16 protein-coding genes are annotated in these 18,315 nt (G+C 68.0%); 3 read left to right on the forward strand and 13 right to left on the reverse strand.

The genetic code is table 11. From position 1 onward, the window contains the following. The first annotated feature begins 139 nt into the window (after positions 1 to 139). Positions 140 to 2,494 (forward strand): helix-turn-helix domain-containing protein, encoded by a 2,355-nt coding sequence (locus tag M8C13_RS05240; protein ID WP_252479314.1) that lies wholly within the window; start codon positions 140 to 142, stop codon positions 2,492 to 2,494. Positions 2,495 to 2,525: 31 nt separating this feature from the next. Here M8C13_RS05240 and M8C13_RS05245 read toward each other — a convergent pair whose 3' ends face one another. The 9 genes from M8C13_RS05245 to M8C13_RS05285 form a co-directional block, all read right to left on the reverse strand. Beyond that, the gene (locus tag M8C13_RS05245) at positions 2,526 to 2,921 is read right to left on the reverse strand and encodes a hypothetical protein (RefSeq protein WP_252479315.1); all 396 of its coding nucleotides are present in this window, start codon (positions 2,919 to 2,921) and stop codon (positions 2,526 to 2,528) included. A 45-nt stretch (positions 2,922 to 2,966) separates the two neighbouring features. Further along, entirely contained in the window at positions 2,967 to 3,323 is a 357-nt protein-coding gene (locus M8C13_RS05250; RefSeq protein ID WP_252479316.1) for an STAS domain-containing protein, read from the reverse strand. Between the two features lie 133 nt (positions 3,324 to 3,456). Continuing rightward, positions 3,457 to 3,804 (reverse strand): hypothetical protein, encoded by a 348-nt coding sequence (locus tag M8C13_RS05255; RefSeq protein WP_252479317.1) that lies wholly within the window; start codon positions 3,802 to 3,804, stop codon positions 3,457 to 3,459. A gap of 497 nt (positions 3,805 to 4,301) precedes the next feature. Further along, a complete protein-coding gene (locus M8C13_RS05260; RefSeq protein ID WP_252479318.1) occupies positions 4,302 to 4,970 on the reverse strand; it encodes a hypothetical protein in 669 nt (222 codons plus the stop codon). Positions 4,971 to 5,380: 410 nt separating this feature from the next. Then, positions 5,381 to 6,160 carry an SAM-dependent methyltransferase gene (locus tag M8C13_RS05265; RefSeq protein ID WP_252479319.1) on the reverse strand — a complete coding sequence of 260 codons (780 nt, stop codon included), beginning with the start codon at positions 6,158 to 6,160 and terminating at the stop codon, positions 5,381 to 5,383. 382 nt (positions 6,161 to 6,542) lie between these two features. Continuing rightward, complete coding sequence (locus tag M8C13_RS05270; protein WP_252479320.1) at positions 6,543 to 7,571, reverse strand: helix-turn-helix domain-containing protein; 1,029 nt, start codon at positions 7,569 to 7,571, stop codon at positions 6,543 to 6,545. Then, the gene (locus M8C13_RS05275) at positions 7,568 to 10,738 is read right to left on the reverse strand and encodes an NB-ARC domain-containing protein (protein WP_252479321.1); all 3,171 of its coding nucleotides are present in this window, start codon (positions 10,736 to 10,738) and stop codon (positions 7,568 to 7,570) included. Before M8C13_RS05275 ends, M8C13_RS05270 begins: the two co-directional genes overlap by 4 nt. A 433-nt stretch (positions 10,739 to 11,171) precedes the next feature. Next, positions 11,172 to 11,534: a hypothetical protein gene (locus M8C13_RS05280; protein WP_252479322.1), complete on the reverse strand. Its 363-nt coding sequence runs from the start codon at positions 11,532 to 11,534 to the stop codon at positions 11,172 to 11,174. Next, positions 11,531 to 12,211, reverse strand: coding sequence for a hypothetical protein (locus M8C13_RS05285; RefSeq protein ID WP_252479323.1), 681 nt, complete (start codon positions 12,209 to 12,211; stop codon positions 11,531 to 11,533). The genes M8C13_RS05280 and M8C13_RS05285 overlap by 4 nt, the downstream gene beginning before the upstream one ends. 307 nt (positions 12,212 to 12,518) lie before the next feature. On the opposite strand from M8C13_RS05285, the gene M8C13_RS05290 reads away from it, so the two are divergent. Then, entirely contained in the window at positions 12,519 to 13,556 is a 1,038-nt protein-coding gene (locus M8C13_RS05290) for a hypothetical protein (RefSeq protein ID WP_252479324.1), read from the forward strand. Between the two features lie 3 nt (positions 13,557 to 13,559). On the opposite strand, the gene M8C13_RS05295 is transcribed toward M8C13_RS05290, so the two are convergent. Next, positions 13,560 to 14,432, reverse strand: coding sequence for a 1-aminocyclopropane-1-carboxylate deaminase/D-cysteine desulfhydrase (locus M8C13_RS05295; protein WP_252479325.1), 873 nt, complete (start codon positions 14,430 to 14,432; stop codon positions 13,560 to 13,562). 312 nt (positions 14,433 to 14,744) lie between these two features. Here M8C13_RS05295 and M8C13_RS05300 point away from each other — a divergent pair, with 312 nt between their 5' ends. Next, a complete protein-coding gene (locus M8C13_RS05300; RefSeq protein ID WP_252479326.1) occupies positions 14,745 to 14,894 on the forward strand; it encodes a hypothetical protein in 150 nt (49 codons plus the stop codon). A 177-nt stretch (positions 14,895 to 15,071) separates the two neighbouring features. Here M8C13_RS05300 and M8C13_RS05305 read toward each other — a convergent pair whose 3' ends face one another. From M8C13_RS05305 to M8C13_RS05315, 3 genes are read right to left on the reverse strand one after another with little or no spacing between them, the layout of a single operon-like run. Beyond that, the gene (locus M8C13_RS05305) at positions 15,072 to 16,469 is read right to left on the reverse strand and encodes an NAD(P)/FAD-dependent oxidoreductase (protein ID WP_252479327.1); all 1,398 of its coding nucleotides are present in this window, start codon (positions 16,467 to 16,469) and stop codon (positions 15,072 to 15,074) included. Positions 16,470 to 16,489: 20 nt separating this feature from the next. Beyond that, positions 16,490 to 17,758: an MAB_1171c family putative transporter gene (locus M8C13_RS05310; protein WP_252479328.1), complete on the reverse strand. Its 1,269-nt coding sequence runs from the start codon at positions 17,756 to 17,758 to the stop codon at positions 16,490 to 16,492. A 1-nt stretch (position 17,759) separates the two neighbouring features. Next, positions 17,760 to 18,305 carry an ImmA/IrrE family metallo-endopeptidase gene (locus M8C13_RS05315; RefSeq protein WP_252479329.1) on the reverse strand — a complete coding sequence of 182 codons (546 nt, stop codon included), beginning with the start codon at positions 18,303 to 18,305 and terminating at the stop codon, positions 17,760 to 17,762. Positions 18,306 to 18,315 lie beyond the last annotated feature (10 nt).

Consider the following 18,315-nt stretch of genomic DNA (forward strand, 5'->3'; position numbering starts at 1 on the left):
TTGTCGCCAACATCCGACCAGGAATCCGATCGGTCGAGACCAAGGGTGACCAGGGACGTTGCGCTCCTCCAGCAATGCTGGAAGGTCCTGGAAACGGCTGAAGTCACCTGAGGCGAGCGCCGGTCGCGGCGGATCACGCGTGGAGAGACGAGTGCTGCGGAAATCCCTCGAGGAACCCGGGCAGGCCACCCGGACCACCCCGCGCGTGACGGCGGGCCAAGCGGTCGCCGCCGCCTTGCGGCAGGCCCTCAGCGCGGTGGAGACCCGAACCGGCCGCAGCATCACCCGGACCGCGCTGGCCGGCTGCCTCGGCGTGTCGGCCAGCAGCGTCTACGCCTACCTCAACGGCACGACCCTCATCCCCGCCGAGGTCCTGCACCGGTTCCTCGTCGAACTGGAGGTCGAGGAGGAGCAGGCCCGGCGGCTCCGCGGGCTCCGGGAACAGCTCGCCCGGCCCACCACACCGGCGATCATCACCTCGGCGATGCCGCTGGACACCGGCCACTTCACCGGCCGGGTGCGGCACCTGGAGGAACTGGACCGGCTGCGCGGACTGGGCAAGGCGGCCACGACGGTGGTGGTGTGCTCGGTCTCCGGCACCGGCGGCATCGGCAAGACCGCCCTGGCCGTGCACTGGGCTCATCTGCGCCGGGGCCGGTTCCCCGACGGGGTGCTCTACCTCGACCTGCGCGGCTTCCGCCACGACACCCCGATCGAACCCTACGACGCGCTGGCCGCGTTGCTGCTGCGCCTGGGCGTACCCGGCGCTGATCTGCCTACCAGCCTGGACGAGCGGATCCTGCGGTACCAGCACCTGCTCTCGGGCCGACGGGCACTGCTGTTGCTGGACAACGCCTTCACCGCCGACCAGGTCCGTCCACTGCTGCCGCCAGGGGACTCCGGCTGCTTCGTGGTGCTCACCAGCCGGGACCGCCTGGACGGGCTGGCCGTCACGCACGGAGCCCGGCCGCTGGCCGTCGACGTGCTGGACGAGCTCGAATCCCGCGCACTGCTGGCGTCCAAGCTGGGAGAGCAGCGGCTGGCCGCGGATCCGGCCGTGGTGGCGGAGATCCTGCTCGCCTGCGGCGGTCTGCCGCTGGCGCTGAGCGTCGTGGCCAGCCGGGCGCAGGCCAACCCCGAGGTCCCGCTGGCCGAGTTCGCCACCGACCTCGGCGAGGCGACAACCCGGCTGAGCGTGCTCTCGGACAAGGACCCGGCCGCGAGCCTGCCCGCGGTGCTGGCCTGGTCCCTGACCGCCCTCACCCCAGAACAGGCGGGCCTGTTCGGTCTGCTGGGCATCGCTCCCGGACCGGACATCAGCGCCGAGGCCACGGCCAGCCTCGCCGGACTGCCCGCCGGGCGCACGAGGGCACTGCTGCAGGAGCTGGAGCAGAGCAGCCTGCTCCGCCGGGACACCACCGGCCGCTACCGGATGCACGACCTGGTCCGCCTGGTCGCGCGGGACCACAGCCGCCAGGAGCAGCGACCCGGACAGCGGGAGGCAGCGCTGTCCCGCCTGGTCGATTTCTACCTGCACACCGCCCGCACCGCGAACTGGCTCATCGATCCGCACCACACACCCTGTGAGCTGGCCGCGCCCACCCCCGGTTGCACCCCGGCGGTCCCAGCCGACCGGGACGCCAGCTGGGCCTGGTTCGACGCCGAGCAACTCTGCCTGCAGGCCGCGCAGGAGCACGCGCTGGCGGCGGGCTGGCACCACAAGGCCTTCGCTTTCGGGCTGACACAGCAAAGCGTGCACCGGCTGCGCAGACCCGGGCACGACGAACCCACCTGGCAGAACTGCCTCGCCGCCGCGACCGCGCTGGGCGATCCGGGCCGGCTGGCCCTGGCCCACGGCTCACTGGCCCGGACGCTGACCTACCGCAGCCGGTACCCGGAGGCGCGGGCCCACCTGGAGCAGGCCGTCGCACTGGCCGAGCCGAGCGAGGACTACTTCCTGCGTGCGCTGACCCGCGTGATCTTCGCTGAGCTCTGCGCGAAGCAGGAGGACTGGGCGGGGGGTGTCCAGCAGGTGGAACACGCCGAGCGGATGTTCCGCGCAGCGGGCTCGGCGCAGGGCGTCGCGGGCTCGCTCCGGTGCCTCAGTTGGTACCAGGCGAACCTGGGCCACTACCCGGAGGCGACCACGTTGATCGAGCAGGCCCGAGCGCTGTACCGGCAGCACGGCTGTATCAACGACGAGGCCGACACCAGGGAAATCCTGGGCATCATCGCCCAGCGCACCGGCAGGCACGAGCAGGCAATCCAGCACTGCACCGAAGCGTTGGAGCTCTACATCGAGTACGGCAACCTGCCACAGACCGCGGTCATGCTGGAACGCATCGGGAACAGCCACGCCGCGGCGGGCAGGCCGGAGATGGCCCGCCCGTACCTGGCCAGGGCCGCGCGGTGGTACCAGGAGCAGGGCTATCTCGACCAGGCGGCCAGCCTGCGGCGCCGGCTCGCGGAGCTGGGCGGTGAACCCGAGTCCTGATGCCGTCGAGCCGGAACTGAGTGCCAGGCACTCAGGCGGGCAGCAGGCCTGGGGGCGGCCACCGGCCGGACAGCCGCTGGCGCCACAGCCACACCCCGGCGCGCACCTGCACCTGGCTCAGCCCGGTCCGCGCGGCCAGCACATCGACGGTCATCCGGCCCGTGACCGGTACGGTTACCCAGGCACGCTCGACGCGTCCGGCCCACAGTTCAGCCGGGATCCACGGGCGAGCCTGGTAGGCGGCGATCAGCTCTCGCAGGTGTTGTTCACCGCAGGCGACCACCAGCCGCCAGCCGTCGGCGCAGACGCTGACCATCCGGACCGCCGAGGAGTCCGGGACCACGGCGAAACGAGCCTCCGCCAGCGGATCCAGGATGCGGGCGCACACATCGCACAGCTCCCAGTCCGGCACGCCCTCGTCCCGCATGCGAGTCGGGATACCCGGCCCCGCGCCACCGATTCGCCCGCGGGCTCAGCTTGCGAGAGCCTGGTCCACGGTGGCGAAGACCGGCAGCAGGTCGGTCAGCCCGGTCACGGTCAGCGGCCGGACGACCGCGAGGCTGGTGGCCACCACCCGGACCTTAGTGCCCTGCTCGGCCGCGGGCAGGATCTGCACGAGCGCGGCCAGGCCCACCGAGCCGAGGAAGCTCACCCCGGTGAGGTCGACGACGAGCACCGGCGGGTGTCCGGCCACCGCCTGTTCCAGGGCCTGTTGGAGGGCGGGGGTGGTGAGCAGGTCGACCTCGCCGGTGGCCGCGACCACGACGCCCTGCTCGGACTCGGTGGCGGTGACATGGACGGGCAGGTCGGAGACGGCGTCGCTGCTCATTCCCTAGACCGTACTGCCCGAGTGAATCTTCGGCCGATTTCCCGGGGACCTCCACCCACCACCTGGGTGATCAGCCCCCTGCGGCCGACGCGCACCACGACATCAGCCAGCCTGGCGTCCTCGCCGTTCCGGTTCAGTACTGCGGTTCCCGTCCCCGCTCCTCCGGCGCCCTCGGTCGCAGCGCCCCTCTCGGCGCCAGGTGCTCGAGAGCCAGTGGAGGCACCGTGCTCTCCGCCCGGCCCGCGATGCAGAAGGACACCAGACCCGCCCAGTAGCCCTCCTCGGTGCGCAGCCACGCGTGCAGGGCACCCGGCACCCGGCCGCTCACCACGAGGCCATGCTGGCGGACCAGCAGGACGGCGGAGGACTGCTCGCCCATGAAGCCGTGCCGGTACAGCTCGTTGAGGTCCACCCAGACCGGCCTGCTGCGGTCGTAGACCCGGCCGAGGTAGGGAGCGAGTTGCACCATTCGGTCGAACACGTGTGCGAGTCTGGATGACTAGGTAGATCCACAGCAAGCCGCGGTCACCCAGTTGTTGTTCGGGACCCCGGCCCCGGGCGGTGGTGTCGCAGCCGGACCGCCGTCTCGGAGGTTATCGAGGTAGTAGGACCTCCGCTGGCAGCGGGGGCCTATGGCTGGTGTTGTCGGCCGAACCGAAGCCGCAGTTCACGGCAGCTCGCTACCGCCGGACGGTGTCGGTCGGTCGACATGCCCAGGAAATCAATCTGCCCGGCAGATCCACTCGTCCGGCAAATCCACATCGCCAGCAAACTGACCCTTGGGGTATCCGGGTAAAGCCCGGCGGCAGCGTTAAGCCATGAATCCGGAGTCGCGGATGGCCTAGATGGTGGTGCGCAACACCAGCGGGACCTGTTCGAGGTGGTGATCGCGCTTGATCAAGTTGACCAGGTGGCCCACTGCGCGACGGGGAGGTGGTCGCAGGCGTCACGGGCGAGGTCGTTTTCGGGGTTGGTGGGTCAGCTGCGTTGGTCGTAGGCGATCAGGTCCCGCGCCAGCTCCTCAGTCAGGCGTCGCGCGCGAGCCCGGTCCGCCGGAATGGTCGCGGTGGTTCCGCTCGCCGCAGCTGGTTCCCGGTACTCGTAGAGCCGGTAGTGCACCAGCCACACCCAGCTGCCCGAGTGCGGTATCTGGATCCTCATGTCCACCACAGCGCGGCCATCGGCAAGCGGCATTGTCTGCGCGGCCACCTTGCGACCGGCGATCTCGATCTCCTCCACTGCCGAACCGGGGACACCAGAATCGGGGCAGGTCCAGCACGGGTCGCCCTTCGCGCGTTTCTCGGGACTGATGCTCCACGGGCCACGGTGTAGCCTGACCCCCAGCCGAGGGTTGGCTGGATGGGTATCCGCCCAGATCTCGCACTGGCTGGTCTTGGTCGCCCGCAAGTAGCGCGGTTCGGCGATCCTGCCGTCGGTCATCATCTGCGCCAGGCGCCCCGGGACGAGTGCGTCGCAGGAGTACATCGCTCCCCACTTCGCACCGTAGGCATTGTCCTTGGTGGCGTAGGGCAGGATCGCCGAGAACGGACGTGGTTCCGGCTGTGCCCACGGGCGGCACAGCGTCCGCGAGGCGCGGGGATGCTCGCAGGCCTGATCGTCGGGCTTGCCGATCAAACGCGGTGCCATGACCTTGGCATCGGTGGGCTTAAGGTGCTCGGTCGGTTCTGAGGGCGGTGGGCCGTCCAGACCAGTGCAGCCACCAGCGAGCAGCAAGACGGCGACGGCGACGGCGGCGGAAACCCGTCGAGAGGACCCGGCTCGTAGGTGAGTGGGTTGGGACGTCATGGCAAGTGTCCTTGGCTAGTAATGGATTCGGTGTTCGTAGTGGTGCCCGTGGTGCCGTCTGACGCCCACCGGTAGGCGGAGGGGAATGCAAACAGAGCCGCAATCCGTTGCGGTGTAAGCGCATGTCCGGTTCGCCTGCGCCGAGGTGAAGGGCGGATGCCCACTACGAGCCCACGAAGGTGGCTCTGTTGAGCCGAATCACCGTCGGTACCGAATCGAGGGAGGGCGCTGGCCGGATCAGCACTAGCCGATCAGACCGTGGAGGCGGTCACGGCCCAGGTGAGGGCGGCGATCGCGGGCAGGTCATCCAGGGCCAGGATCTGGGGTGTGGTCACCCACGGGGCGAGCATGGCCTGGAGCGCATCGGGGCTGATCGGCTGCACGGGCGTTCCCTCGTCGGCGTGGTAGTCCAGGTAGGCCAGCAAGGGGTGGTTGGTGCTGATGTCGCTGAGCACCGTGACGGCAAGCGCGCTGCCGGGCGTGGCCGCCGCGCGGTAGTCGGCCAGGGCTTGGCGGAGGCGGTGGTGATCGGTGACGCTGTGCAAGCTGTCGATCGCCAAGACTCCCAGCGGCTGGTTCAGGTCCACAAGTGGCCCGGCAGAGGTCCGGGCGTGGAGTACCTCGTCGGTGTCGGTGAGGTCGGCGTGCACTACGTGCATGCCCGGTCGTGCCAGGCGCAGGGCCTGTGCGGCGGTGGAGGGATGGTTTTCCACCATGACGACGGTGGCTGTCGGTGCCCGGTCGTTGATGGTGTAGGCCGGGGAGGGCGCCGCCGGCATTCCCGAACCAAGGTCGAGGAACTGCTTGATGCCGCGGGCGAGCATCTCCTCAACGGCGGCGGTGGCGAACCGCAACTGCGCGCGGGCGAGCTCTTCGGCGCATGGTAGAGCTTCCAGCAATCGTGCGGCGGCAGCTCGGTCCAGCGGGCAGTGCAGGGCGCCGCCGACGAGGAAGGTGTGAACGCGCGCTGGAGAGGGATGGATGTCATTAGTGTCTTGCCAGGCAAGGGCATTCACTCTTTCACCGGTCATTTTCTCTCTCCTTCAACGGGTTCTGGTGACGGTGCGGCTCTTGTTGGGAGGTTTGGGTAACTGCGCTTGGGGCGGCGGGTACGCAAGCGAGTTTGCGAGTCGGCAAGGGGATGCACTGGGGTTGTTGGTAGTACTACTCGGCGGGCAGCACTACCAGGACTAGACCGTCCACAGTGGACAAGCGGTCATTCTGAGGGCAGGCGCGGTTGGTGAGGTGCAGGTGCCGACAACTTGGCGACGGGCCACAGCGGTCGCCCGCAGTACATGCAGGGCCAGTACCTACCGCCGGTGGCCGGATCGTGCCGGGGCAGGTCGGCCGGATGGCACCAGTCGCCGATGACCGAACATTTCTCGGCTGTCCCGCGCAGCCCGTCCAAGGGCGTCATGGGAGTTCGGCCGACGGTGAGGCAACGGTGTCAGGAGTGGCGGGCCTGTCGTTCCCACGTGACGGCCGAGTGATGGCGCCTGCTTCCCTGAGCAGCCGGCGCACCGTCTCGTGGGACCTGCCGAGCGTTATGGCGATTCGGCAGATTTCGTATCCGGCGGCGAGTAGCTGTTTGCAGGTTTCCGCGGCCCTTGCACGGTGATCGCCTTTCAGTGAGGGGCGGGTATGGGCGCTCAGCGCCCGCACGCAGTGGCCGATGACCGACGGCGACCGGCCGAGGATGAAGGCGACCTCGGCGGTCGTGAAATGCCGTTCGCGGCGCAGGTGCCATGCCGTGAGCGCGCAGCGCACCTGGTCTTCGCGGGAGAGCCGGACGGGGCTTGCTTCGGTGCTGAACACCGCGACGTCGATTGGCCGCCGAGTGATTGTGGCCGAACCCATCTCGGCGTGAGGTTGAGTGCGGGCTGCGCCTGCCTCCACGGCGTTGTCCAGCCGAAGCTGTTGCTGACCGGGAACAACAGCGTGGTGATCCTTCTCCGCCAGGCCGGAGCTTGGGCACGGAAACGTCGGGTGGCGGGTGCTAGGGCCGTTGGCCAGCGTGGTCTCGTGCTGGGCGACCTGTCCCCAGGCTTCCCGTTCCTCCGCGCTGACGGCGGCGAGGTCGAACGGATCAGGAAACTGCTCAAGAGCGCGGGCAATCTCCTCATCACTCCACTGATTCAGGTCCTCCTTCAAGCACTGCCGGATGGAACCGCGGGATCGACCGGTGATTCGAACGAGGTCGCTGACGCTTATCGTCTGCCGCCGTTGCTGGAGCCAGGCGATGGCCGCGATCCGCCTGGGTCCGACGAGCCAGGTCCAGGTCCGTCGCGGCGGTGCGGTGCGCATTACTCTCAGCACCTGGTTTACCGCCCGGGTGTTCAAGCCGAGCTCGTCCCCGATCTGACGGCCGGTGAGCCCTCCGTCCCACAGGCGCTCGATCTCCGTGGAGCGCGACTCGGCAGCACGTAGGTGCACGCTGCTCACCATTCCTCCAGAGGCTTGAGCACATCCGCCAGCTGCTCCCCGTCGTCCAGGGGCAGCAGGGCCAGCGCGGCGTCGCGGAAGGTGATGGCCCGGGACCGGTTGTTGCGCATCCCCCACAGCAGCGCTTGCGCGGCATGCACCTTGGCCAGCAATCCGGCGCGGCCGACCTGATCGAGCAGCTTCGCGGCGTGCTCCAGCACAGCGATGCCGCGGTCCAGGTGCCGCTGACTGGCGAAGAGCACCGCAGCCGAGAGCAACACCGTGGCCTTGTCGGCCGGGTCGTGGAGAAGTTGCTCGGCGGTGGTGAAGGCGGACACCGCCTCCTCGTCCCGGCCAGCTGCGGCCAAGAGGGTTCCCAGCATCCACGTGTGCTGGCCCTGCGGGCTCTGCTTACCGACCTGGCGCGCGTGCTCGATCGCCAGGCGATGCAGGGCTTCGGCGACCAGTTGATCCGCGTGATGTGCACCGGCAGCCCGAAGCGCCACGTCCAGCAGCTTGCCCAACTTCCACAGCTTGTTGCCGGGAACCGATAGTTTGCGGGCGGCGTCGAGGTGTTTCTCCGCTTCGCGCGTGGGGGTGGCGCGGTCCTTGGCCGGGACAGTGCGCAGGGCGCAGAGGGTGAGAACGCTCAGCATGACCAAGAGGTCGGCCTGGAGCAATCTGTACGGCGACGCCTTGCTCGGGGACAGCTTGCCGAGGGCTTCCCTGATGCAGTCAATCGCCATTTTCAGCACGGTCATGGCCTCGGGCACGCCGCCGTGCTGCAAGCACAGCCGTCCTAACGCGCCCGCGCTCATCCAGGCCACCAACGGATCGCCGAGATCGGTAGCGGCCACGGCGACCTGGCTGACCACGACGCGTTCGGCTTCCAGCCAGTCCGCGGCAGGGAGACCGTCGAAGCGGCAGTTCGGCTCCATCGCCACGGTTGGCCATTGCCCCTTTGGCAGCAGCTCCCGCAGGTTCTCGCGGTACTCAGCTGCACATTGACCGGCGACGGCAGCCTCGAAGGCGGTCTGGATGATGCCGCGCCGGATCACCGTCTCGCACTCCGTAACCCCGAGGGTGGTGTAGGCGAGCTGGTGCACCACCTGGGAGAAGGCCTCCGGGATGCGATAGCGCCCTTCAACGCTGTTAGTGATCAACTTTCGGTAAGCAAGTTCCTCCAGCAGGCGCCCTGCCTCGGCCACAGTGGACAGACCGAGGGCCGCCGCAGTGATCGACTTCGTCAGCGTGGTCAGCGGCAGAACCGAAAGCCTCTGGTATGCGGTGAAAATCTCGTTCGGCAGCCAGGAACAGGCCACCGTGACCGCAGCCTCGATCACGGCTTCGCCCTCGGCCAATGCGGCCTCCAGCGCAGCGACTGTCGCGGCCAGGGTGGTCGATGGCTTCAAGGCGAGCCCGCTCGCAAGGATCTGCAGGGCGCTGGGGTTCCCCGCACATCCGGCAGCGATGCGTCGGGCGTCGGATGCCTCGGCGTCCACGCGGTGCCCGCCCAAGACGTTGACCAACAACCCGAGGGCCGAGTCGGCGTCCAGGGCGCCCAAGGCGATATCGATTTGCCCGGCTCGCAACGGCGGGATGGTCTCGCGGCTGGTGATGATGACCATGCTGAGGGGCGAGTCGGGCACCAAGTAGCCAAGATCGGCGGTGTCGACGACGTCGTCCAGCACGATCAGCAGCCTTCTGCCAGCGGTGAGCTGGCAGAACAGCGCGTGTTTGGCGGCTAGGGTCCCAGCGGCGTCGATCTCGGTGACCGGCACCCCCAGGGCGCGCAGGAACTGATCCAGGGTGATGCTGGTGGTCACCTCTGGGGAGAGCGCGCCGTGGTTGAGCGTGGCGTAGAGGCAGCTGTCACCGAAGCGGGCGGTGGCTCGACCGTGCAGAGAGGCCCACCGATAGGAAAGGCCGGACTTGCCGATGCCGGCGGGCCCGGAGATCGTTACCACCATCGGCCCGGTCACGGTGACCACCTCAGCGGCCTTGCTCAGGCGGGCCAACTCGTCCGCGCGCCCGCCCAGGGCTGAAAACGACCCGTATGGTGCCACTCGGGCTACCGCCGGGGGTGTCGGAAACGACGGAGTGGGGTGGCTGGCGGCATCGAGCTGCCGCAGTCCCGCCAGGAGGGCTGCCGACGGCAGCCGGGCAGGCAACTCCAACGCCTCTCGCACCAAGCGCCTTGAAGGTGTCCCCCGCGCGACCAGTTCGAGCGCTCCAGCGCGCTCGAACTCCGCCTCGGCGCGCTGGCCGAGTTCGTAGTGGGCGGTCGACTTCACCGCCTTGGCCACCGCCAGGTACCGGGGATAACCCAGGCCCTCCAACTGCCGGACAGCGCTTACCGCGTCCGGCAGTGCGAGATCGGCGCGCCCCTGCTGCAACGCCAGGCGGCACAAGGCGGTCCACACCCGCCCCACCCCGACCTCGTCCCCCGCGCCGGCCAGCAGATCCAGGGCGTCAAAGAGATGCTTCTGAGCGATCCGGTGATCACCCCGCCCGGAAACGATCTCGGCCAGCAGCATGGTGTGCAGCCCCTGCAACCGTGTGTCGTGCAGTTCCTTGTCCAGGGAGATCGCATCAACCGCGAACTGCTCGGCAGCCTCCAGATCATCATCACACTTGGCGGTCAGGCCCGACACACCAAGGGCCACTGCTTTCACGGCGCGCGCCTTCTCGATGGCCCTGACTTGTTCGATCGCGTAGCAAGCCTTGGCGTTCTCCGTCTTGATCAGCTGAAGCGCGACGTCATCCGGTCCGGAATCGAGCAGCAGCGTTGACAGGAACAGACGCAACCGGCTTTCAGTCAGCCAGTTCCGGTCGTGACGGGCGATCTCCGTTGCCATCCGGACGGTGTAGATCTCGATCGGACCGCTGTCGAAGTGGGACAGCAACTGCTCTCCCAGCGCCTCAGCCAGATTGAGCGCCAACTGGTGCTTTCCCCACTCCGCCGCGACCGAGACGGCCGTCGTCAGCACCGGACGCAACTGCTGCAGGGACTCCAGTGCGGTAGTCGAGGTGGCTGCGCGCTCGGCCACCGCCGATGCTGAGGGCGGCCGGGGTGCGGGACGCAAAGCGTTGTTGGCGGAGCGGGCCGCTTCCAGGACATCGGCCAGATTCCGAGTAGTCCAGCTAGGGCTGCGACTGATGTCGAGGTTGCTGATGGTGCGGCTCATAATGGTGCCCTCAGGATGGTGTGGTTTCGTTCAACAAGTTGCAGGCCGTGATGAGGCTTATGCCGTCCTTGTCCGCGGCGCGGGCGCGGCGATCGTCATGCGCACCGGCCGTGGTGTCCCTTCGGTAACCGGCTTTCAGTAGCACTCGGCACAGGAAAATGGTTCGGCGCCGGAACGGGATTGGCCACCCAATTGCCGTCTGGACGGTGCGCGGTGGAGGAATCAGTTCGCAAGTAGAGCAATTCGTCAAGGCGAAGAGTGGGAAAACTTTCGACCTGTCCCCTGACCCGCGAACTCAGCGCCAGAATCGTGGGGCCAGCCTCCCAGCAAAGCACATAGCGGCCTTGTCGCCTGTCGAACTGCGCCACCACGGGGGTGCCTGTGGCCGCACTCAGGACGGTCGCCAGGCTGCGGTAACGCCGCGCCCGCGCACTCATGCCCACCCCTCAACGAATCCGCACAGGACCGCCGCACCGGAGATGACACCAATCACGGTCGTCGCCAGAACGAGAGCACCGGTCCTGGACGAGGTTCCGCGCGCCCGAGTGGGACGGCGGCGAAGGAGCTCGAACACCGCCAGCAACACCACCGCGCCGAGCGACCCGAGAAGAAGGTCGCCCACCAGCTCGCCGACTGCAGCAACAGCCAGCACCGTGGGGCCAACTGCAGCCACAACCGTCGCCACCAGCAGCAAGTCGACCCAGCTGTCCATGCAGGTCAACATGTAAGACAACGGTGCCTGCTTCGGATACAGAGGCCGGCCGCGGTCGTGTTTGCCGAGCTGATGCCGGTTCACCCTCGACCTCCTAGAGCGGCCGCTGCCAAGGGGGTCGTGTCATCCAATTCAGAGGTGGCTGCCCACTCGACCGCTACACCAACCGGTACGAGGAAGCGGAATCGCTCTTCACCGAGGTCGCGTGGCTGGTTCGCGTTCCAGGAGTTCGGCAGGCACACCACGATGGACGCGCCGACCCTGGGCAGCGTCATCACGATCAGCCAGGGTTCCCGTGCCAGTGCGAGCGAGGGCTCGACCGCGCCGGGGAGTTGCACCCCCCAGCGCCATCCCTGTGCTTGGAGCACCGGCGCGTAGAAGTCGACGAGGTCGGGGTTTGTGTTCCTGGGCCTTGCGGCTCGGAGACACGCCGAGCAGGCTCGTCCGCAGAAGCTCGTCAGCAATCGGACCTCGTGAGGCAACCACGAAACGAGAGGTTCCTTCTTGCACAGCAAGGCAAACGGAGATGGTTGCACCTCGTAGCCCGGCGGGCCGTCACGACGAACCAGGTGTACGTCGTTCCTAATGCCGGGATCTGGGCTGTGCAAGACCTGAACGAAGAACCAGGCGTCGAGGGTGCGCGTAGTCGCGTCACCGCGTTCCAAGTAGCCACCACGAGCTGAAGGAAGAGGATTCGGCGCGAACAGCTCGCCGTTGAGTTGGCACTGCTCGTTGGCGGGCAAGGGATTCGCATTGGTCATCGCGTGCGCACCTCCCGGCCACATATGTCCACAATGGACAGACGGTCTATTGGCTGCACCTGCTCAACCGGGGCGCCGACCACCGTCAAGGGAGAGGCCGTACGTCTTTGACTCCTGAAGCGGGTCGCAGGTCGAGCGAACCGGTGGAGTGGTGCCTGCCCTCAAGAAAAGCCCAGGTTGGAGCCGCAATGAACCCGACAAAACCGTGATCTTGTGGGACAATTATTCCCGGTTGAACGGGGAGAAAATGAGGACGCAGTGTCTGCCGCTACCGTCCGGGTCCTCGGCAGACCGGAAGGAGGCCGCGATGGGCGAGCCGGTTCGCAGCGTGCGCCAGGCGCAACGTCAACTGTCCGCCGAACAGCGGGCGCTGCACAAGACCTGGGTGGAGATCGCTGAGCTGTTCCGCGAGCGCTACGGCGTCAACATGCGGGTCGCAATGCGGCTGGTGCACGGCTGGAGCCAACGGCAAGCCGCTGACGAGTGGAACGACCGCTGGCCGGACGATCCCAAGTCGGACAAGAACTTCTCGTACTGGGAGCAGTGGCCCGCGCCCACAGGCCATGCACCATCGCTCGACGTGCTCGGCAGACTGGCCAAGCTGTACCAGTGCCGCCTCGCAGACCTGCTGATTGACTGCGCCGACTTCCGCCAGGCGGACCCGATCTACCGCAGCGGCCAGGACCTGATGGTCGCCAGTCGTGAGGTCGCCCAGCCCGCTGGGATGACCGCCTTGGTGGAGAGGGTGGAGACCAGCAGCGTCCAGCAACTCGCGGAGATGGTGACGAACTGGGTGCACGCCGACGATGGACGTGTGATCAGCCGCCGGAACCTGTTGCTGAAGGTGAGTGCCGGGCTGACGCTCGCTGCATCCGGCTCGGCCCTGGCCGACACCGCATCAGCAGACACGCAACCGACCGCGTCCGCGCCGGCGACCGCCCAACCGCTGACCGGCATCTGGCACAGCCGCTACATCTACCCGAGCACCGGCCGTGGGGCGGATTTCGTGGGCGAGCACTACGTGGTCCTGCGGCAGCACGGTGCGCGGCTGGTGGCGCAGAGCTTGCCGCATTCCGCCGGATCGGAACTCCGGCTCGAACTCAACCTAGATGCCGCCGTGGCAACCGGCACCTGGCGCGAGCGAACCTCGTTGACGGGGTACTACCGCGGGGCGGTCTACCACGGCACGCTCCAGATGGTGGTGGACCAGCCCCGGCGCCGGATGCGGGGCATGTGGCTGGGGTTCGGCCGGGACTTCACCATCAACAGCGGCCAGTGGGAACTGGACTGGTGTCAGGACGACATTTCCAAGGCAGCACAACGAATCTATGAGAACAAGGCGTAGTCGTCATCCCGAGATGACGACTATGAGCCGAGTTCCGGGCTCGAACCGGCCACGGTCGATTAGAGCGAAGACGCCGTAGAGCATCTTCGCGACGTACACCCAGTCGAGCTGGATGCCGTGGCGGGCCTGGAAGTCGGCGATGAAGTCATCCAGCTCGGGTTTGCGTTTGGCGAAACCACCGAAGTGGAACTCGGTCTCGATCTGCCAGTTGCCACTGGCCGCGCCGAAGGCGTCACGTTGCAGCTGGTCCACCTCGGCGTTGAGGAAGTCGCCGCCCTTGAGGGCCGCGAAGCCGATGGCGCACTGTTCCTTCCGCAGGCCGTGGGCGATTCCGGCCAGGGTGCCGCCGGTGCCAACCGCACAGCAGATGACGTCGAAGGGGACGGTGATCTCGGTTGGCAACTCGGCGCAGCCCTTCAGTGCCAAGGCGTTGCTGCCGCCCTCTGGCAGGTAGTAGAAGTCGCCGAACTCCTCGTGCAGACGCTGGAGAACCTTTGGCTCGGTCTTGCTGCGGTAGGTCTGGCGGTCAAGGTAGCTGAGGGTCATGCCTCGGCTTACGGCGAGCGCCAGATTGTCGTTGAGCGGCAGGTGTTCCTCACCGCGGATCACGCCGACGGTCGCGAACCCGAAGTGCCTACCCGCGGAGGCGGTCGCGGGGACGTGGTTGGAGTAGGCCCCGCCGAAAGTGAGCAGCTGTGTGAAGCCCTGTTCCTTTGCGGCGGTGATGTTGTGCTGTAGCTTGCGCCACTTGTTGCCGCGGAGTTCGGGATGGATGAGGTCATCGCGCTTGAGGTACACCGCAACTCCACGACGTTGGGCACGCTCATCAGTTAGTTCGACGAGGGGCGACGGCAGGCGGAGGTCCGGCAACGGCATGGGCACAATCTAGATGCCGGCTGGCTGTTCGGCGGGGCGGAGAGGACCGGCGTTCAGCATCGGTGACGGGTGGGTCGGCCAGGGCAGGTGCACCGGGTCCCAACAGCGCGCCGAACAACACCCAAGGCGACAGGAGTGGGCTCGGGGACGCCATGAGGGTGCACACGTCGAACTGTGCCGCAGCGACTGCGACACGCCCGGTCGTGGTCCAGCTGATCCGGTTCAGCAGCGTTTGGCGAGGACCGGCGAGCCTGCCTGGGCACGGGGACGATGCTGGTGCAGCGGAGATCGGCTGTGGCAACGTCGCTCTGGATGGCCAGGACGCCCACGCTGCTGGATACGGGGAAGCCTCGCGTCGGCGACGCGGACATCACCACCATGGCCGACATCGTGCGCCTGGAAGTCGTCCGGGTCGACATGAGCGGACCCGACGTCCGCATCATCGCCTGTCCACAGCTCTGAGCGCGGCGTTCACCCGGCCGGGTGGCGCCGCGATTTTCGAGTGAAGCAACGGGAAATCGCGACTAACCTCGACGGCCATGGGCCTGTCCCTCCCCCCTGATGGGCCCACTAGGGGAACGCTGGTCCGCCTCATCCCCCCTGGTGGACCAGCGTCCCCGCCAGGAACGAGCGTCCAGATCAGCTCGGCGTCGGATCCAGGACGCGGAGCTCCTCGTCGCTGAACGGCGGCGTGTTCAGACCGTCCTTGTGCGGGGTCCGGAGCGCTTTGAGCAGGATGCTGGGTCGCAGCAAGTTGGTCGCCGGCGCAGACAAGGTGAACACGTCGATTTGCGCCTCGGCGATCGTCGGGTTGTTCATCGCCTTGCGGCCGAGCCAGTCCTGGAACGCGTACTGCAGCCGGGCTGCTCGACCGGGACGCGGGCAGTCGGTCTGCGGGAAGCGGAGGTCCTGAGTGGTGGCCATGGTCCAAGCGTCGTCAGCCGCAGCGGCGATCGACTGCTGGATCTGCTGGGTGCCGTCGGCACCGTGCTGGGCGAGTCCGTCGCGGAGGGCGATGGCGGCGCGGGCGGCGACCGTGAGGCCGTGCCCGTAGACCGGGTTGAAGGTGGCGTAGGCATCGCCCATGACGACCAGGCCGCGTGGCCACTGCGGCAGGCGCTCGAAGTAGCGGCGCCGGTTCGCATGCGCACGAAAGCCGAAGGCCGGACCGAGGGGTTCGGCCGCGGCGATCAACTTGGCGATGGTGGGATCCGGCAGACTGGCGGCGAAAGCGCGCTGGCCTTCCTCGTCCAGAGTGGGCTGGGAGCCGGGGGCGCCGGACAGGGTGACGGTCCACTGCCCGTCCTCGATCGGGATGAGCACGCCGGAGCGGCGGGATCGAGTGGTCAGCGCCGGGTTGGCCTGGATGTTGACCGCCGGGAAGTCCTGCGTGGCCTCGTCAGGGGCGCGGAAGATCCTGGTGGTGTAGAAGATGCCGGGATCCACGGTCACTTGGTGTACCGGGGGAAGGCCGAGTTCGGTCAGCCAGTCGACGGCCTGGGAGCTGCGGCCGGTCGTGTCGACCACGAAGTCCGCGGACAGCTCGATGACCTCGCCGGTGGCGCGATCCCGGCACCGGGCGCCAGTGACCGCAGCGGAGCTGCCGGTCAGGCCGAGGACGTCGGTGGCCTCGACGAAGCGGAGCTGGTCGCCGTCGGGCAGACGGGATCGGATGGTCCATTCGAGCAAGCGCCTGCTGCTGCCGATGATGTACTGGGTGCCGGGACGGCGGTGAAACCAGCCGTAGGGGGTCAGGGCCAGGTAGCGGTCGGGCAGGCCGATCCGCTGTGCGCCCTTGGCAAGCAGCGAGTCGATCAGGCCGGGCATGAGGTCGGCCAGGGCGCGCGCGCCACCGGAGACCAGGGCGTGGGTGTGGCGTGCGTGCGGGGTGCCTTTGCGGTCGGTGGGTTCGTCGGCGAAGCGGTCGCGGTCGACGACGGTGACGGTGTCGGCGACCTGGGAGAGCACGTACGCGGCGAGGGTTCCGGCGAAGCCGCCGCCGAGCACGAGGGCGTTGCGGATCCGAGGTGTCGGCATTGCGGTCCCTTCGAGGTGGGTCAGCGGGGCGTGGCCGCTGCGTGGTCCGAGGTGCTCGCCACCGGGGCGGTGCTGGCCGCGACCAGGTCGTTCAGGCCGGGGTCGCGGAAGGCCGCTGCGATGCTGGTCAGGCGGGCGCGTTCGGCCGCGAACGCGTGGTGGGCCTGCTCCGCCGCGCCGTGTTCCGGCACGGTCGTGACATCGGCGCTGCGTTCGCCGCGTTCGTAGGCGGCCAGGGCCGCCTTGATCTCGGCTGCCTCCTGGTAGGCCTGTGCTTGGGCGTCGGTGAGGTCGGCCTCGCGAATGCGATCGGCGATGGCAGCGGCAGTCCGGGCCGAGCGGTAGGGCTCCAGCAGCTGCAGCCAGTCGTTGATCTCGATCACGCGCCAGAACAGGCGGCTGCTGGCCTGGAACCGGCTGCCGAGGTGGTGCTGCTGGTGGACCAGCTCGGGGTCGACTGGCTGGAGCGCCCGCCACAACGGAAGCAGCCGCTGGTGGTCGCGGACAGCGTCGGGGTAGTCGGCGAGCTTCTGCACGGAGATGGGCAGTTTCGGTCCCCACACCGGGATGGACATGCCCATGATCACCAGTGGCGCGGACAGGATGTTCAAGGAGGGGCCGACGTGGGTGCTGAGCAGGCTCAGGTCCTGGTCGAACCAGGTGGCGATGATCGCGATGAAGGTCACCGTGCCGTAGGCCACGCCGAACAGGATGCCCACCGCGGTGATGCGCAGCCCGCGGCGCAACCACGCTCGCCCGGCGGTGGTCGGTTCGGCCGTCCACCGCCAGCACATGTACGCGATGTTGGCCATGCCGACGGTGTAGGCCAGGAAGTGCAGCGCCATCTGCTCGCCGAAGAACGGCGCGGCCGGGTAGGTGACGAGGAACTCCAGGTGCAGGTCGGCCGGCGGGCCGCCGAGCACGAACAGGACCACCTGGGTCACGGCGATGGCGCCGTAGATCGAGAGGATCCAGCGGGCGCCGCGCCAGGCTCGTGCGGGCGAGTACCGCCAGTACAGCAACATGACCTGGCCGGAGCCGACCCAGCCCATGGTGACCACGCCTATGACGATGACCGACAGGCTGGGAATCCCGGTGAGCTTGTTGAGGTTCACCCCGACCAGCGGCACCGCGACCAGGAAGCCAATGGCGACGCAGATGCCCGAGGTGCACAGCGGAAGAATCGCCGGGCGTTGCGCTGCTGGGGCCGCCCGCCACGACCGGTACTTGTGCGCGACCAGCGCCAAAGTTCCTATGGCGCAAAGGAAGTAGAAGATATAGAAGATCATCTTAGCTCCGGTTCGCGGCGAACCCGAGCGAGTACCAGACCCGGGTGGCGGCGTCGTCGTCGGTGACCTGGAACGGGTCTACCTGCTGCTGCCCGGCTACCGCGAGGAGGTCCTGCATCAGCGCGCCGGCGACCTGTTCGGCTTCCTGTTCGTCCGCGGCGGTCAACGTGGTCCGGCGGGCGAGCATCCTGAGCAGGCCCGGGGAAATGTCGGGGGAGAACAGGGTGTTGCCCTCTTCCTCGGTGATCCGTCCGGGCTCATGGCCGCAGATCATGTGGGCCAGCTCGTGCAGCAGGATGAGCAGCCGGTGCGGCCAGCTCCGGGCAGTGGTGACGAAGATGAAGTTGCTGCCAGCGGTGTCCTGAGCCCAGTAGCCGCTGAGCCCGCGCGCGGTCAGGTCGTCGAAGTACAGGTGGATGGGCTGACGAAGCCGGTTGCCCACGACGTCGCACAGCCGCAGGCAGACTGAGGCTGTGCTCGCGGAACGGTCGAGGTTCAGCTCCCGGATCAGTTCCCGGCGAAGGTCTTTCAGCTGTTTGCGGTTCATGGTCCCGCCT

Source organism: Crossiella sp. SN42, assembly GCF_023897065.1.
Taxonomy (GTDB): Bacteria; Actinomycetota; Actinomycetes; order Mycobacteriales; family Pseudonocardiaceae; genus Crossiella.

Coding starts and splice junctions, on each gene's coding strand:
- M8C13_RS05300 (WP_252479326.1), top strand. CDS start 14,745: ATGGCCAGGACGCCCACGCTGCTGGATACGGGGAAGCCTCGCGTCGGC.
- M8C13_RS05275 (WP_252479321.1), bottom strand. CDS start 10,738: ATGAGCCGCACCATCAGCAACCTCGACATCAGTCGCAGCCCTAGCTGG.
- M8C13_RS05290 (WP_252479324.1), top strand. CDS start 12,519: ATGGGCGAGCCGGTTCGCAGCGTGCGCCAGGCGCAACGTCAACTGTCC.
- M8C13_RS05285 (WP_252479323.1), bottom strand. CDS start 12,211: ATGACCAATGCGAATCCCTTGCCCGCCAACGAGCAGTGCCAACTCAAC.
- M8C13_RS05315 (WP_252479329.1), bottom strand. CDS start 18,305: ATGAACCGCAAACAGCTGAAAGACCTTCGCCGGGAACTGATCCGGGAG.
- M8C13_RS05265 (WP_252479319.1), bottom strand. CDS start 6,160: ATGACCGGTGAAAGAGTGAATGCCCTTGCCTGGCAAGACACTAATGAC.
- M8C13_RS05260 (WP_252479318.1), bottom strand. CDS start 4,970: ATGGCACCGCGTTTGATCGGCAAGCCCGACGATCAGGCCTGCGAGCAT.
- M8C13_RS05305 (WP_252479327.1), bottom strand. CDS start 16,469: ATGCCGACACCTCGGATCCGCAACGCCCTCGTGCTCGGCGGCGGCTTC.
- M8C13_RS05250 (WP_252479316.1), bottom strand. CDS start 3,323: ATGAGCAGCGACGCCGTCTCCGACCTGCCCGTCCATGTCACCGCCACC.
- M8C13_RS05295 (WP_252479325.1), bottom strand. CDS start 14,432: ATGCCGTTGCCGGACCTCCGCCTGCCGTCGCCCCTCGTCGAACTAACT.
- M8C13_RS05310 (WP_252479328.1), bottom strand. CDS start 17,758: ATGATCTTCTATATCTTCTACTTCCTTTGCGCCATAGGAACTTTGGCG.
- M8C13_RS05245 (WP_252479315.1), bottom strand. CDS start 2,921: ATGCGGGACGAGGGCGTGCCGGACTGGGAGCTGTGCGATGTGTGCGCC.